Below are 14,997 nucleotides of genomic sequence, written 5' to 3'. Positions count from 1 at the left end.
GCTGAGGAACATCAGATTAAATCGTAAACCACGGCGGAAATCGCCACCAGGCCTACCAGCACCACAAACACGTTGCTCAGCTTGCCGCTGTACTTGCGCATTGCCGGAACTTTGTTAATGGCATACATCGGCATCAGGAACAGCAGCACGGCGATAATCGGGCCGCCCAGGCTTTCGATCAGGCCGAGAATGCTCGGGTTCAGCGTGGCAACAATCCAGGTCGTTACCAGCATAAACAGCGCGGTAAAGCGGTTCAGTTTATTTTCAGCGATAGTTTTACCACGGCTGCGCAGCATCTTATTAACTGTACCGTTGAAGCCTTCACGCGCGCCAAGATAGTGGCCGAGGAAAGATTTGGTGATCGCCACGATGGCAATCATCGGTGCCAGCCACGCCATCAGCGGAGTGCTGAAGTGGTTTGCCAGGTAGGACAGGATAGAAATGTTCTGCGCTTTGGCTTCCGCCAGGTTTTCCGGTGACAGGCTCAGCACGCAGCTGAACACAAAGAACATCACTGTAATCACCATCATGATATGGCTACGGGCCAGGATGCGTGAGCATTTATTCTCGGCCATGTCTCCGTACTCACCGCGTTTGGCAACGGCAAAGGCGGAAATAATCGGCGAGTGATTGAAGGAGAAGACCATCACCGGGATCGCCAGCCACAGCGTCATCAGCAGACCACTGCCGCTGCCGCTCAGGCTGACGTTGTTGAAAATCGAGCTGTTCCAGTGTGGGATCAGATACAGCGCCAGCGCCATCAGCACCAGAACAAACGGATACACCAGCATGCTCATGGTTCTGACGATAATGTCTTTACCAAAACGCACGATGGTCATCAGGCCGACGATCAGGATCAGCGACAGCAGCGCGCGCGGCGGTGCCTGCATATGCAGCTGATGGGTCATAAAGCTTTCGACGGTGTTGGTAATTGCCACGCTGTAAACCAGCAGGATAGGGTAGATGGCGAAGAAATAGAGCAGGGTGATCAGCTTACCGGCACCCACACCAAAGTGTTCTTCCACCACTTCGGTAATATCGCCGTCAGGTTTGCTGCCTGAAAGCACGAAGCGGCACAGTCCCCGGTGGGCAAAGAACGTCATCGGGAAGGCCAGCAGCGCCATAATGATCAGTGGGATCAGGCCACCGATTCCGGCGTTAATCGGCAGGAACAGCACACCTGCGCCAATGGCCGTGCCGTACAGGCCCAGCATCCACATGGTGTCGGTTTTACGCCACGTACTGGCATCCTGAGGGGCTACGGGATTGAGCACCGCTGTTTGGGATGAGTCCATCACTTTCTCCAGTGTTTAAAAACAATTAATTAAATCGCTTAACATCCGCACAGCAATTTTTAATTACCGATAACGGATTTAATTAATCACTCTGATTTTTATGGCGCACACTCTACCATCAGAAAAAATAGATGAAAGCACTGGATGATCTATTACCGGTGATCGCAGTCACAATTCTATTACCTTTTTTGGTGTGAACATCTGTTGGAGGAGGTTTTGCAGGGATTATCTACCAGGTAACTGCTTTCTTAACAGGCATTTAAACTGAATTTAAGGTTTTTTAAATGGTTAAATAGTAGTCTTGTTGGCTGTTTTTTGTTAGCGCCATTTTTTATATTTTATTAAAAACAATGAGTTATTTTAAATTCATGGATTGAAGTGTTGCTGGTTTAATCAATTGCGCAACGGCAGTGAGCAGGCAGCATTTAATTCGGATTTATTGCGCAATAAGAAAAGTGGAGGGAGAGGAAGAGGTTTATCCTGGCGTTGCGGGCCGGAGGATTCCGGCCCGTCAAATAATTAGTGGCGTACCCAGCCTTTACTGATTGGAAAAGCAAATACCGTTCGATAAAGAGAAGAGAGCAGCGGTAACAGGCGACTACCGAACATCAGCCAGAAAATTTGTGCAAACAGGCAGGACAATACGCCGACCAGCAGCCCGCCCAGCATATCCATTGGCCAGTGGACGCCAAGGTAGATGCGTGACCAGGCGATAGCCGCACCGGTAGCCAGCAGTACGGCACCGGACCAGATGCGATGCCAGGCAATAAACGCCAGTGCAAAGGTAAAGATCACCGTGCCGTGATCGCTGGGGTAGGAGTCATCAGGGGCATGGGCAAGATACTGGTGGCCAAGCCCGATTGCGAAGGGGCGAGGATGCGGGAAAAGATGGCCGAGGCTCCAGGATATTGCCAGCGCATACAGCAGCGCCACACCGGTTTTCACCACCAGCACGCGCTGCGAGGTCAGCTGGCTGCGTGGCCCCCACAGCCACAGTACGACGATCATCAGCGGGACGATGGCAATCACGTCGCGGGCGATAAACGTTGCCAGTGCGATCAGCCATCCCGGCGAGTCGCCGTTGGCATTAATCCAGAGAAACAGCGAGCGGTTAATCTCTTCCATCATTGTATTTATTTCCTCTTCATTTTAAACAGATGCGTCACGCACCCGAAAATTACACACTGCGTCAGCCATACCCACCACGCTGCCCAGAGGTTGTGGGACATGAAGTGTGCGCCTCGCATAATCTGACCAAAGCCCATGGCCGTCCCCAGTACCAGCGCCGCCCACCAGCAGCACCAGGCGAGGCGCGGGCGACGGGGCCAGAACAGGAAAAACAGCGCCATCGCACTGAATCCGCTGGAGGCATGCCCCCCAGGGAAGCAGCGGCCCGGCCCGCTATTTTCGGGAATAGATCCAAATAGCGGATAGGAAACGGCATGACCACCAAACTGCACCAGGTCCCACGGGCAGGAGTGCGCACTGCTGCTTTTCAGCACACCAACCACCAGCGGTCCGATACCCATCAGCAGTGCCACCAGTACCCATCGCCACTGGCGGCGTACGATCCCGGCAATCAGCAGCAGTACACCGCCGCCGATGACCAGGTCTTTTAACAGGCGGTGGTTAATCACATCCAGCCAGACGTTATCTTTCCATGGAAACCGCTGACTCAACGGGTCGTACCACATCTGGCTAATGGCCATGTCCCAGCTTTCACTGCGCGACAGCCAAATCAGAAACATCGCGCTCAGTACTAACAGCACGGATTGCTTAAAATAAAAGTCAGCCGGAAGAGGGTAAAGAGCTTCCCTCCTAATTACGCGCTTCGTTTCGGGTTTGTTGAGAATTGATGACATTTTTATGACGCTTTGGCGATAAGTACAGGGAGTCTACGATGCCTGAAAGCGCTTAAGGCAACATTAAGAGCGGAAGGAAAGGGTGCTGCGGAAGTCACGGAGCAGAAAAGAAAAAAACCCGCTAAACATAACGTTTAACGGGCTCCTCAATTTGGGGATTTCAAAGAAAAGCAGTGGCATTAATTCAGACTGCACCCCGCCATAAAAGTTCTCTGAAGTCCCTAAATATTTTTAGTCAGCCGAAAATTGGCCAGATTACCACGATCAGCGTACCGGCGAGCGTAAGCAAAACGTTAGCAATCGCATAAGTTCCTGCATATCCCAGTGCCGGGATGTTGCTGCGCGCCGTGTCGCTGATAATTTCCATCGCCGGAGCACAGGTCCGTGCGCCCATAATGGCACCAAACAGCAGGGCGCGGTTCATCTTAAGCACCAGCGCACCAAACAGGAAACAGATCACCACCGGCAGCAGGCTGACAATCAGGCCGGCCGCCAGCATCAGCAGACCGGTTTCACCCAGCCCCTGATTAATTCCGCTGCCCGCGCTCAGCCCGACGCCAGCCATAAACACCATCAGGCCAAACTCTTTCACCATCGTCAGTGCGCCCTGCGGGATATAACCAAACGTTGGGTGGTTAGCCCGTAGGAAACCGAGCATGATCCCGGAAAACAGCAGCCCGGCGGCATTACCAATGCCAAAGTTGAAGCTGCTGAACTGGAAGTTAATCATGCCGATCATCAGACCGATGATAAAGAAGGAGCAGAAGGCCAGCAGGTCGGTTACCTGGCTGTGGATCGAAATAAAGCCAATGCGGTCAGCAACGGACTTCACGCGCTTTGCTTCACCGCTGATGTGCAGCACATCACCTTTATTCAGGATGATGCTGTCGTCGATCGGCATTTCAATCTGGCTGCGGATAACCCGGTTGAGGAAGCAGCCGTGATCGGTCAGTTTGAGCTGGCTGAGCCGCTTGTTGACCGCATTGTTATTTTTGACCACGATTTCTTCATTAACGATGCGCATGTCCAGCAGATCGCGGTCGAACACCTCTTTGCCGTTGCGGAAGCTGGGGTCCAGGCGCGAATGGGCATCCGGGTACCCCACCAGCGAAATCTCGTCGCCGGGCTGGAGTACCGCATCGCCGTCGGGATTTGCCAGAATGCCGTTGCGGCGAATACGTTCGATATAGCAGCCGGTCTGCCGGTAAATGCCCAGTTCGCGCAGATTTTTGCCGTCACTCCATGCGACTAATTCGGGGCCAACACGATAGGCGCGGATCACCGGAAGGTAGACTTTCCGCTTGCTGTCCGGGTCGAGGCCGCGTTCGCGGGCGATTTGCTGGGCGCTGGTCGGCAGATCCTGGTGCTGCAGTTTGGGAAGATAGCGGGCGGCAACAATCAGGCTGACGAGGCCAATCAGATAGGTCAGGGCATAGCCGAGGCTGAGATGATCCTGCGCGTGGCTGAGGCTATCGCTTTCGGTCATTGTTTGCCGCAGGGTATCACCCGCACCCACCAGAACCGGCGTAGAGGTCATCGACCCCGCCAGCATTCCGGCAGTCAAACCGATGTCCCAGCCGAAAAGTTTGCCCAATCCCAATGCGAGAATCATTGCGCTGGTGACCATGACCACCGCCAGCATCAGATAATTTTTTCCATCCCGGAAGAATATAGAAAAAAAGTTCGGGCCAGCTTCAACTCCGACACAAAAAATAAATAACATAAAGCCAAGATTCAGGGCTTCGGTATTAATTGAAAAATGCTGTTGACCGAGCAGCAAAGAAACCACTAAAACGCCAATGGAATTACCCAGTTGTACCGAGCCCAGTCGTATTTTTCCTAAACACAAGCCCAATGATAAAACAACAAACAATAACAGTATGTAATTTCTACTTAACAAGTCTGCGACGTTTATATTCACGGTTTAACTTCTTGTTTACCATTAACCTATTGATGAAAGGGCATTTATGCGCTAAATTTTATCCGCCAGGCCCCGTTGCAGTTCAGTCACAGCATGAGAGCTGTGGGCTAATTTTTAGCAATGATGTTTACGGATAAAGCGACGACTATTTTAATCGTTATACTGCCTTACAGCCAGCATCCGCCTGGTTTATTTTTAGCAATATCAAGATAATTAAATTTGTTGTTGTATAACAATCACACGCTCATTCTTTTTTGAATTGATGTTGGGTTAAAAATAACCTGGAGAAGATTCTGATGTGGGTTAAAGCCTTCAGCTGGTCTGGTGTTATTGCCTGCAGCTCTCTTTATGGGTTGCTCTTTCTTGCCGTGCGTTATCTGATCGCTATCGGCGGGGCTAACCACGTCCAGTTTGGCCTGCTGCTGTTTATGATCCCCGGCGCGCTGGCGGCGCTGATGTCGAAAGAGGCGCCGTTTACCGTTTTACTGCTGGCGGTGCTGCTGGCATCCCCTCCCTGCCTGGCACTGATGCAGTTAAGCACCTTCCATAGCGTGGGCCTGGGTCAGGAGATCGCGATTATCACCAGCGCGGTTTTCTGGTGTGGCTCAGGAGCATTGGCGGTGATGCTTTGCCGAACGCTGGTGGAGATTCATCAGCGGCAGAGCAGAGGGTAAGGGGAGCAAAGAGGGAAGTACAGCATCAGGGGGTGCGATATCGCCTCCCCTGAGGAACAAAGCTGTTAAGACTGGAACAGTCCCAGATTAGCTTTAGCGTAGGCTTCAAAATCAGTGCAGCCACCGATGTGAGTCTGATCGAGGAAGATCTGCGGCACGGTTTCAACAGGTTTACCCACGGTCTTCTCCAGATCTGCTTTGGTGATCCCTTCCGCGTGAATGTCCACATAGCGGAAGTTAAAATCATCACGCTCTTCAGTCAGTTTCTCAGCCAGTTCTTTAGCACGCACGCAGTAAGGGCAGCCCGGGCGTCCGAAAATCACAGCAAACATAGATGTCTCCTCAAGGGTTGGATTCTTTTATGTGACTTAAGTCACAACTTATTGCTCAATGCCGCCTATGATGCCCGCAACCCCTGTTGAATGAAAGAAGGAATTACCTGTTGGTATGATTCGTACAGGCTATACCCCTTGCGTTTTTCTGTTCTTTTAAGGCAGAGTGTGGCGGCGCGAGGCCGGGACTTTTGGGTTGATTAACAGAGCGTAAGGAGAGTCAAAATGCGTGCTTTTACTCAGTTACCCCGACCGGTTCTTATTCTCGAAGCCCTGGGTGGAATCGTGTTGCTTATTGCCCTGCTGACGCTGCATGAAGTGCTTCCTTTACCTTCGCCTTTCACCGGTAAACTGGCCGTAACCGTCATGATTTTCGCCGGAATTGTCCTGATGCTTCCTGCGGCAATCGTGATGATGTGGCGCACCGCTAAAGCTATGGCCCCGGACTTATTTAACACGCGCCGTTCCCACACGAAAAAAGAAGGAGATTCTCATGACGCCGACCATTGATTTGCTCTGCGCCCATCGTTCCATTCGCGCTTTTACCGAGCGGAAGATGACCGGGGAGCAGCGCGCTGCCATTCTTGCCGCTGCGCAGTCGGCTTCCAGCTCCAGTTTTTTACAGTGCACTTCAATAGTACGCATCAGCGATCCCGCACTGCGTGAGGCGCTGGTCACCTTGAGCGGTGGGCAAAAATATGTTGCCCAGGCCGCTGAGTTTTGGGTGTTTTGCGCCGATTTTAATCGCCTGCAGCAGATTTGCCCAAATGCGCAGCTGGGGCTGGCAGAGCAGCTGCTGTTGGGCTGTGTTGATACCGCACTGATGGCGCAGAACGCAATGACCGCTGCGGAATCGCTGGGTTTTGGCGGCGTGTTTATCGGCGGTATTCGCAATAATATCGCCGAGGTGACGCAACAGCTTAAGCTGCCGAAATATGTGCTGCCGCTGTTTGGGTTGTGCCTGGGGGAACCCGCGCAGGACCCGGTTTTCAAGCCGCGCATGCCTGCAACAATGCTGGTGCATGAAAACCAGTATCGGGATCTGGAACCGGCCGAGCTGGAAGAGTATGACCGCCAGCTGGAAAGTTACTACCTGAGCCGCGACAGCAATCGCCGGGTGGAAAGCTGGAGCGACCATATTCGTAAAACGCTGGTGAAAGAAAGCCGACCGTTTATGCTTGATTACCTGCACCAGCAGGGCTGGGCTACGCGCTGATCTTCCCGCTTCCGGAGGTAACTGTTGAAAATTGCCGTACTTTCTCGCGATGGTTCGCTTTATTCCTGTAAGCGTCTGGTTGAGGCTGCGCGGGCGCGCGGCCACAGTGTGGAGGTTATCGATCCGCTCTCCTGCTATATGAATATCAACCCTGGCTCCTCGGCGATTCATTATCGTGGCCGCCAGCTGGAACATTTCGATGCGGTAATTCCTCGTATTGGCCCTTCTACCACTTTCTATGGAACGGCGGTGCTGCGCCAGTTCGAGATGTGCGGGAGTTATCCTCTTAATGAATCGCTGGCGATTGCCCGTGCGCGCGATAAGCTGCGTTCGCTACAGCTGCTGGCTCGCGCCGGGATTGCGATGCCCATTACCGGTTTTGCGCATTCGCCTGACGATACCAGCGATCTGATTAAGATGGTCGGTGGCGCGCCGCTGGTGGTTAAACTGCTGGAAGGAACCCAGGGTATTGGCGTAGTGCTGGCGGAAACACGGCAGGCGGCGGAAAGCGTGATTGACGCCTTTCGCGGGCTGAATGCGCACATTCTGGTGCAGGAATTTATTAAAGAAGCGCAGGGGCGGGATATTCGTTGTCTGGTAATTGGCGGCGAAGTCGTTGCCGCCATTGAACGGGTGGCGAAAGAGGGGGAATTCCGGTCCAATCTGCATCGTGGCGGCAGCGCCCGACGCGTGGTCATTGACGATCGCGAGCGGGAAATTGCGGTTCGTGCGGCCGCAACGCTCGGTCTGGATGTGGCCGGGGTGGATATTCTTCGTGCTGAACGCGGCCCGCTGGTCATGGAGGTCAACGCCTCTCCCGGACTGGAAGGCATTGAAAAAACGACCGGTCTTAATATTGCTGCAATGATGATCGGCTGGATCGAAGAACAGGCTCGTCCAGGTTTCTGCCTCAAAACCGGTGGCTGATGTCTTATTTCTGTCGTAAACGTAGTTTTTGTTAACGATTTTCCGTAAGCTAGTGCGCAATTTTATGGCGGCAAGAGATAAAGCATATGGATTCACTCATCGTCCCGGATCTCGACGTATTACGGCGTTGGCTGGATCAGCAAAGCATCACCTGGTTTGAGTGTGATTCCTGCCAGGCCCTTCATCTGCCGCATATGCAGAATTTTGACGGTGTGTTTGATGCCAAACTGGATCTGGTTGATAACGTGATCCTGTTTTCGGCGCTGGCCGAAGTGAAGCCTACTGCACTGATTCCGCTGGTCGGAGATTTGTCGCAAATTAACGCCAGTTCACTGACGGTGAAGGCGTTCCTCGATATTCAGGATGATAATCTGCCAAAACTGATTGTCTGCCAGTCGCTCAGCGTGAGTGCCGGTGTGACCTACGCGCAGTTCGTTCACTTTATGAAGCAGAGTGAAGAGCAGATTTCGATGATCGTGATGGAAGCGTTTGCTAATCATCTACTGATGATCGGTGAAGATGAAGAGCGGGCACCGGTTATTACCGGGCACTCTATGCTGCACTGATTCTATTCTCTCCTCCCCGGGCAGTAGAGCATACTGCCCGACAGCCCGACAGCCCGACAGCCCGACAGCCCACAGCCCACAGCCCACAGCCCACAGCCCACATCCCGGTTTCCGACTTTTCAGCATTCTGCTTAATTATTTGCGCGAGCTGTATTTTTCCTGCCTCTTAACGTCCGAACGCCACCACTTTTTATTCTGCATTTTGCCCTTAATTGCCAGATATCTATCGCTGTTTATGCCGCGAATGGCATATCACGTAGAGGAAACATGCATAGAAAATCGATAAAAGGCGTTTTTTACGCTAAGGTCTGGTCTGGACCAGTGAGTGGGGCTATTCTTGCGTTGCCGTATTCATGCGTGCAACGTCGCTACAAATATAGGTTTTTTCTATTAACGGCGCAGTGAATAATGATTCATTGTGGACCTGTATTTTGCGGCAAGCGCTCACCGGTTCGCTTGCTGAGAAATGTACCTCTGGGTACTGCTGTGATTATCCCTGTTCAGGAGAATGGAAGATGTTCAACCAACGCAAAAAATGGTTGTCAGGTGTGGTTGCGGGTGCGCTGATGGCGATCTCCGCTGGCTCTCTGGCGGAAGATAAAACGCTGCACGTTTATAACTGGTCTGATTATATTGCGCCAAACACCGTAGCCGATTTTGAAAAGCAAACCGGCATCAAAGTCGTTTACGACGTGTTTGACTCTAACGAAGTGCTGGAAGGCAAACTGATGGCGGGCAGCACCGGCTACGACGTGGTGGTGCCATCTTCCAGCTTCCTGGCGCGTCAGCTGCAGTCCGGTGTGTTTCAGCCGCTGGATCGCAGCAAGCTGCCAAACTATAAAAACCTCGATCCGGATCTGATGAAAAAGCTGGAACAGCACGATCCGGGTAACAAATACGCTATTCCTTACCTGTGGGCTACCACCGGAATCGGCTATAACGTCGATAAAGTGAAGGCCGCGCTGGGTAAAGATGCGCCGGTTGACAGCTGGGATCTGGTACTGAAACCGGAAAACCTCGAAAAACTGAAAAGCTGTGGCGTGTCGTTCCTGGATGCCCCGGAAGAGATCTTTGCTACCGTGCTGAACTACCTGGGTAAAGATCCGAACAGTAGCGATGCAAAAGACTACTCGGGTGCGGCAACCGATCTGCTGTTAAAACTGCGTCCAAGCATTCGTTACTTCCACTCTTCTCAGTACATTAACGACCTGGCGAACGGTAACACCTGCGTGGCCATTGGCTGGGCGGGTGACGTCCTGCAGGCGAAGAAACGTGCGGAAGATGCGAAAAACGGCGTCAACATTGCCTACAGCATTCCTAAAGAGGGCGCTCTGGCGTTCTTCGATATGCTGGCGATCCCTAAAGATGCGAAAAATACCGATGCGGCCTATCAGTTCATCAACTATCTGATGGAACCGAAAGTGATGGCGCAGATCTCTAACACCATCTTCTATGCCAGCGGCGTGAAAGCATCGATTCCGTTTGTTGATGAAGCTATCCGTAACAACCCGGGTATCTACCCAACTCCTGAAACCATGGCAAAACTGTTTACGCTTAAGTTGCAGGACCCGAAACTTGATCGTGTGCGCACCCGTGCATGGACTAAAGTTAAAAGTGGTAAATAACTGAGTAGTGAGTCTGACTCACTCTTGCTAAGCAGCAGAGGCCGGTTATCGGCCTCTGTTTGTTATTTTTGGGCCTGTCCCACAGCGGGAAGGCTCTTTAGCGCCGGAGAGTAATGGTAGTGAACGACGCGATCCCCCGTCCTCAAAGCAAGGCTGGCAGGGCGTTAACGCCGCTGCTGGAAATCCGCAATCTGACGAAATCGTTTGATGGTCAGCACGCGGTAGATGATGTCAACCTGACCATCTACAAAGGCGAAATCTTCGCCCTGCTGGGTGCTTCTGGCTGCGGTAAGTCTACGCTGTTGCGTATGCTGGCCGGGTTTGAAAGCCCGACGCAGGGACAAATCCTGCTGGATGGCCAGGATCTCTCCCACGTGCCGCCTTATCAGCGCCCCATTAACATGATGTTTCAGTCCTATGCGCTGTTCCCCCATATGACGGTGGAGCAGAATATTGCTTTTGGTCTGAAGCAGGACCGCCTGCCTAAAGCTGAAATTGCCAGCCGCGTCGCTGAAATGCTGACTCTGGTGCACATGCAGGAATATGCGAAACGTAAGCCGCACCAGCTTTCCGGCGGTCAGCGTCAGCGCGTGGCGCTGGCACGTAGCCTGGCGAAGCGGCCTAAACTGCTGCTGCTGGACGAACCAATGGGTGCGCTGGATAAAAAGCTGCGCGACCGTATGCAGCTGGAAGTGGTCGATATTCTGGAGCGCGTGGGCGCCACCTGCGTGATGGTGACGCACGATCAGGAAGAAGCGATGACCATGGCGGGCCGTATTGCCATTATGAACCGCGGCAAGTTTGTGCAGATCGGCGAGCCGGAGGAGATTTACGAGCATCCGACTACCCGCTTCAGCGCTGAGTTTATTGGATCGGTTAACGTCTTCGAAGGCCTGCTGCGCGAGCGCCAGGAAGACGGGCTGATTATTGACAGCCCCGGACTGGTGCATCCGCTGAAAGTGGCGAGCGATGTGTCGGTTCTCGACGGTGTGCCGGTGTACGTGGCGCTGCGCCCTGAAAAAGTGCTGCTGTGCGACGATGTTCCGGCCGACGGCTTCAATTTTGCCGTGGGTGAGGTGGTGCATATTGCCTATCTGGGTGACCTGTCTATCTATCACGTGCGCCTGCGTAGTGGCCAGATGATCAGTGCTCAGTTGCAAAACGGCCAGCGTTTCCGCAACGGTACGCCGACATGGGGTGATGAAGTTCGCCTGTGTTGGGATGCCGATAGCTGTGTGGTTCTGACGGTATAAGCGGGGGTAATAATGAGCCAATTTTCTGAACGTACCACCAAACCACCGAGCGTGCGGCGCATCGGCGTTTCGCTGCTGACCCGGCTGCAGATGGCCCACGGCCGCAAGCTGGTAATAGCACTGCCTTACATCTGGCTGTCGCTGCTATTTTTATTGCCGTTCCTTATCGTACTGAAAATCAGTTTTGCTGACATTGCGCGTGCCATTCCACCGTACACTGAGCTGCTGACCTGGGCCGACGGCCAGCTGAGTATGGTATTGAATCTCGGCAACTATTTCACGCTGACCGACGATCCGCTCTACGTCGATGCTTATCTGCATTCGCTCCAGGTTGCGGCCATTTCAACGGGTATCTGCCTGCTGATCGGCTATCCGCTGGCCTGGGCGGTGGCGCATGCCTCACCCTCAACGCGCAATATCCTGCTGCTGCTGGTGATCCTGCCATCCTGGACCTCCTTCTTGGTCAGGGTTTATGCGTGGATGGGTATCCTGAACGATAACGGTATTCTAAACCGCTTCCTGATGTGGACCGGCGTGATCGATCACCCGATCGCCATTCTGTACACCAATATGGCGGTGTATATCGGGATTGTTTACTGCTATCTGCCGTTTATGGTGCTGCCAATCTATACCGCACTGACCCGCATCGATTATTCGCTGGTGGAAGCGTCTCTCGACCTCGGCGCGCGTCCGCTGAAGACCTTCTTCAGCGTGATTGTGCCGCTGACGAAAGGCGGCATTATTGCCGGTTCAATGCTGGTCTTTATCCCGGCGGTGGGCGAGTACGTGATCCCGGAACTGCTGGGCGGACCGGACAGTATTATGATTGGCCGCGTGCTGTGGCAGGAGTTCTTCAATAACCGCGACTGGCCTGTGGCCTCTGCGCTGGCGGTGATTATTCTGCTGATCCTGATCATGCCGATCGTCTGGTTCCACAAGCATCAGAACAAAGAAATGGGGGATAAGGCATGAACAGTTTGCCGACCATTCGCTCGAAGTGGCGTACGGCGATCCTCGCTGTTTGTTTCTTCTTCCTCTATGCGCCGATGCTGCTGCTGGTGATCTATTCGTTTAACTCGTCGCAGCTGGCCGCGTGGGAAAGCTTCTCGTTCCACTGGTATAACGTGCTGTTCCACGATGATGCGATGATTAGCGCCGTCACGCTCAGCCTGTCGATTGCCGCACTGTCGGCAACGGCGGCGGTGATCCTCGGCACCATTGCCGCCGTGATCATTGTGCGCTTTGGTCGCTTTAAGGGATCGACCGGTTTTGCCTTTATGCTGACCGCTCCGCTGGTCATGCCTGACGTGATTACCGGTCTTTCGCTGCTGCTGCTGTTTGTGGCGATGGCGAACGCCTTTGGCTGGCCTGCCGATCGCGGGATGTTGACCATCTGGCTGGCACACGTGACCTTCTGTACCGCGTATGTGGCAGTAGTGATCAACTCGCGCCTGCGGGAGCTGGATCGGTCAATCGAAGAAGCGGCAATGGATCTGGGTGCGACACCGCTGAAGGTGTTCTTTGTGATCACCGTGCCGATGATCGCGCCGGCCATCGTCACCGGCTGGCTGCTGGCCTTTACGCTGTCTCTGGATGATTTAGTGATTTCCAGTTTTGTTACCGGACCGGGGGCTACAACGCTGCCGATGCAGATCTTTGCCACCGTTCGTCGCGGTGTGAATCCGGAAATCAACGCGCTGGCTTCGTTAATTCTGTTTGTGGTTGGGCTGGTGGGCTTTATCGCCTGGCGCCTGATGGCACACGAAGAGAAGCAGCGAATTAAGGATATTCAGAAGGCCCGTTCCGGGCATTGAGTTGTCAGGCGGGTGCGTTCGTCTTCAGCATCCGGTCGACGAACCACCAGGGCGCGGGCTTCCTGCCCGTGCCCGACCTGATGGCCGCTCCGTGCTGTTCTCTCCTGGCCCCTGGCTTTCGCTACCGTGCTGCGGAATCCGATAGCTCTCGCAAAGGCCTGGCAGCAGTTACCCCAGCACCCTTCGAACGCAGGCTTTAAATATTTTCACCCCAACCGGTAGCGAAGCCAGATCGAAATGCATATCGGGATGATGCAGCCCCGGCAGCAGACCCGTACCCAGCCCCCAGAAACCTGCCTTCACCTCCGGCCGCTGTACCGGATACTGGAAGAAATCTTCGCTGCCTGGCGTTGAACGTACCGGCATCAGCGCAGCTTCACCCTGCACATCAACAATCGCCTGCGCTATCAGTGCGGTCATCTCGTCATCAATCACTGCCGCAGGCATGCTTTTCACCACCGTCACATTGGCTTTGGCACCGTAGGCCGCCACGCTGTGCTCAACGGCCCGCTGAACGCGCGCCTGTAGCTCAACCATATCTTCATTCTTGGCTGTACGCAGATCGAACACTACCCGGGCTTCATCCGGGATGGAATTGGTTACGCCGGCATCGCAGATAAAGCGAGTGGCTTTTACACTCCAGCCACTGTCCGGGGCCAGATGTACCGCATTCACCGCCTGTACCGCGCTGACGGCGGCATCCAGCGCGTTGATACCCAGATGCGGTCGTGCACCGTGTGCCGCCTGTCCATAAATAATGGCTTCCAGTGTGACGCATGCCGCATAGTGAACGGCCGGAATGGCTGTACCCACGGCGCATTCCTGGGCCGGGCGCACATGGAAGCCTAAAATCATATCCACATCGTCAATTGCGCCTCCGGCGATCATCGCCAGCGCACCGGCCCCCAGCTCTTCCGCCGGTTGGAAAATCAGCTTCAGCCGACCGCGTTTCACTTCATGCCCGGCAATCAGCTCCTCGGCGGCGCTCAGCACGACGGAAGAGTGGCCATCGTGGCCGCAGGTGTGCCGCGCGCAGTGTACTCCGTCAATAATGTGCCCCAGTGCATCCATATCCGCCCGCAGCGCCAGAGTCGGGCCTGGAATACCGCTGTCAAGGATCGCCACAATACCGGTAGTCCCATTGAAATTATCCTGTACGACAAAGCCCGCGTTTTTTAACTGCTGGCTGATATAGGCCGACGTTTTAAATTCCTGGAATCCCAGCTCCGGGATTTCATGCAGGTAGTTATAGTGCTCCAGAACCCTTGACACGTTTTCCACTCCATTCAGAAATAATTAAAGTAATACGCTTACCAGTGGGCGGTTACCTTACGGTAATCATGCATCTGGCCATCCTCAGCCAACGGGTACGCCGTTTTCCTGAGAGATTAAAATATATTCAGATGCAGAAATATACTTTTTGTCTGGTTTTATTTTGGGATAATTAATGACCGAAAATAATTTTATTTCGTGGAGTGGAATTATTGGCGCGTATAGGCTAAAAATAGTTGA

Annotated in this window: 15 protein-coding genes; 9 read left to right on the top strand and 6 right to left on the bottom strand. The window is 53.5% G+C overall.

The annotated features are described in order from the left end of the window. Positions 1–11 precede the first annotated feature (11 nt). The 4 genes from JOE09_RS06905 to JOE09_RS06890 form a co-directional block, all read right to left on the bottom strand. On the bottom strand, positions 12–1,295 hold the full coding sequence (locus JOE09_RS06905; RefSeq protein ID WP_205065269.1) for an HAAAP family serine/threonine permease: 1,284 nt from the start codon (positions 1,293–1,295) through the stop codon (positions 12–14). Between the two features lie 519 nt (positions 1,296–1,814). Then, positions 1,815–2,420 carry an undecaprenyl-diphosphate phosphatase gene (ybjG, locus tag JOE09_RS06900; RefSeq protein ID WP_200545818.1) on the bottom strand — a complete coding sequence of 202 codons (606 nt, stop codon included), beginning with the start codon at positions 2,418–2,420 and terminating at the stop codon, positions 1,815–1,817. A gap of 8 nt (positions 2,421–2,428) precedes the next feature. Beyond that, on the bottom strand, positions 2,429–3,157 hold the full coding sequence (locus JOE09_RS06895) for a phosphatase PAP2 family protein (RefSeq protein WP_239552983.1): 729 nt from the start codon (positions 3,155–3,157) through the stop codon (positions 2,429–2,431). A 235-nt stretch (positions 3,158–3,392) separates the two neighbouring features. Continuing rightward, positions 3,393–5,078 (bottom strand): aspartate:alanine antiporter, encoded by a 1,686-nt coding sequence (locus tag JOE09_RS06890; protein ID WP_205065268.1) that lies wholly within the window; start codon positions 5,076–5,078, stop codon positions 3,393–3,395. Between the two features lie 296 nt (positions 5,079–5,374). Between JOE09_RS06890 and ybjM the strand changes: the two genes are divergently transcribed. Continuing rightward, complete coding sequence (gene ybjM, locus JOE09_RS06885; protein ID WP_105593487.1) at positions 5,375–5,752, top strand: inner membrane protein YbjM; 378 nt, start codon at positions 5,375–5,377, stop codon at positions 5,750–5,752. A 65-nt stretch (positions 5,753–5,817) separates the two neighbouring features. On the opposite strand, the gene JOE09_RS06880 is transcribed toward ybjM, so the two are convergent. Further along, the gene (locus JOE09_RS06880) at positions 5,818–6,084 is read right to left on the bottom strand and encodes a GrxA family glutaredoxin (protein WP_105593486.1); all 267 of its coding nucleotides are present in this window, start codon (positions 6,082–6,084) and stop codon (positions 5,818–5,820) included. A 225-nt stretch (positions 6,085–6,309) separates the two neighbouring features. Between JOE09_RS06880 and JOE09_RS06875 the strand changes: the two genes are divergently transcribed. The 8 genes from JOE09_RS06875 (at position 6,310) to potI (ending at position 13,485) form a co-directional block, all read left to right on the top strand. Then, positions 6,310–6,594 (top strand): YbjC family protein, encoded by a 285-nt coding sequence (locus JOE09_RS06875; protein WP_205065267.1) that lies wholly within the window; start codon positions 6,310–6,312, stop codon positions 6,592–6,594. Beyond that, the gene (nfsA, locus tag JOE09_RS06870; RefSeq protein ID WP_205065266.1) at positions 6,578–7,300 is read left to right on the top strand and encodes an oxygen-insensitive NADPH nitroreductase; all 723 of its coding nucleotides are present in this window, start codon (positions 6,578–6,580) and stop codon (positions 7,298–7,300) included. Before JOE09_RS06875 ends, nfsA begins: the two co-directional genes overlap by 17 nt. A gap of 24 nt (positions 7,301–7,324) precedes the next feature. Further along, entirely contained in the window at positions 7,325–8,227 is a 903-nt protein-coding gene (rimK, locus tag JOE09_RS06865) for a 30S ribosomal protein S6--L-glutamate ligase (protein ID WP_200545748.1), read from the top strand. 86 nt (positions 8,228–8,313) lie between these two features. Continuing rightward, on the top strand, positions 8,314–8,793 hold the full coding sequence (locus JOE09_RS06860; protein ID WP_105593482.1) for a YbjN domain-containing protein: 480 nt from the start codon (positions 8,314–8,316) through the stop codon (positions 8,791–8,793). Positions 8,794–9,308: 515 nt separating this feature from the next. After that, complete coding sequence (potF, locus tag JOE09_RS06855) at positions 9,309–10,418, top strand: spermidine/putrescine ABC transporter substrate-binding protein PotF (RefSeq protein ID WP_205065265.1); 1,110 nt, start codon at positions 9,309–9,311, stop codon at positions 10,416–10,418. Positions 10,419–10,537: 119 nt separating this feature from the next. Continuing rightward, positions 10,538–11,671, top strand: coding sequence for a putrescine ABC transporter ATP-binding subunit PotG (gene potG, locus JOE09_RS06850; protein ID WP_200545819.1), 1,134 nt, complete (start codon positions 10,538–10,540; stop codon positions 11,669–11,671). A 12-nt stretch (positions 11,672–11,683) separates the two neighbouring features. After that, on the top strand, positions 11,684–12,643 hold the full coding sequence (gene potH, locus JOE09_RS06845; RefSeq protein ID WP_200545750.1) for a putrescine ABC transporter permease PotH: 960 nt from the start codon (positions 11,684–11,686) through the stop codon (positions 12,641–12,643). After that, positions 12,640–13,485 (top strand): putrescine ABC transporter permease PotI, encoded by an 846-nt coding sequence (gene potI, locus JOE09_RS06840; protein ID WP_105593478.1) that lies wholly within the window; start codon positions 12,640–12,642, stop codon positions 13,483–13,485. The genes potH and potI overlap by 4 nt, the downstream gene beginning before the upstream one ends. Positions 13,486–13,653: 168 nt before the next feature. On the opposite strand, the gene JOE09_RS06835 is transcribed toward potI, so the two are convergent. Then, positions 13,654–14,757 (bottom strand): amidohydrolase, encoded by a 1,104-nt coding sequence (locus JOE09_RS06835; protein WP_205065264.1) that lies wholly within the window; start codon positions 14,755–14,757, stop codon positions 13,654–13,656. Positions 14,758–14,997 lie beyond the last annotated feature (240 nt).

This window comes from Pantoea coffeiphila (assembly GCF_016909495.1).
Classification (GTDB): Bacteria; Pseudomonadota; Gammaproteobacteria; order Enterobacterales; family Enterobacteriaceae; genus Erwinia; species Erwinia coffeiphila.
Note: the sequence above shows the minus strand (reverse complement) of the source record. Positions and strands in the feature narration are given on the sequence as shown.

Excerpts from the sequence above, each read along its gene's own strand:
- potH (WP_200545750.1), top strand. The coding sequence starts at position 11,684 with ATGAGCCAATTTTCTGAACGTACCACCAAACCACCGAGCGTGCGGCGC.
- JOE09_RS06860 (WP_105593482.1), top strand. The coding sequence starts at position 8,314 with ATGGATTCACTCATCGTCCCGGATCTCGACGTATTACGGCGTTGGCTG.
- nfsA (WP_205065266.1), top strand. The coding sequence starts at position 6,578 with ATGACGCCGACCATTGATTTGCTCTGCGCCCATCGTTCCATTCGCGCT.
- JOE09_RS06905 (WP_205065269.1), bottom strand. The coding sequence starts at position 1,295 with ATGGACTCATCCCAAACAGCGGTGCTCAATCCCGTAGCCCCTCAGGAT.
- potI (WP_105593478.1), top strand. The coding sequence starts at position 12,640 with ATGAACAGTTTGCCGACCATTCGCTCGAAGTGGCGTACGGCGATCCTC.
- ybjG (WP_200545818.1), bottom strand. The coding sequence starts at position 2,420 with ATGGAAGAGATTAACCGCTCGCTGTTTCTCTGGATTAATGCCAACGGC.
- JOE09_RS06880 (WP_105593486.1), bottom strand. The coding sequence starts at position 6,084 with ATGTTTGCTGTGATTTTCGGACGCCCGGGCTGCCCTTACTGCGTGCGT.
- potF (WP_205065265.1), top strand. The coding sequence starts at position 9,309 with ATGTTCAACCAACGCAAAAAATGGTTGTCAGGTGTGGTTGCGGGTGCG.
- JOE09_RS06895 (WP_239552983.1), bottom strand. The coding sequence starts at position 3,157 with ATGTCATCAATTCTCAACAAACCCGAAACGAAGCGCGTAATTAGGAGG.
- JOE09_RS06875 (WP_205065267.1), top strand. The coding sequence starts at position 6,310 with ATGCGTGCTTTTACTCAGTTACCCCGACCGGTTCTTATTCTCGAAGCC.
- ybjM (WP_105593487.1), top strand. The coding sequence starts at position 5,375 with ATGTGGGTTAAAGCCTTCAGCTGGTCTGGTGTTATTGCCTGCAGCTCT.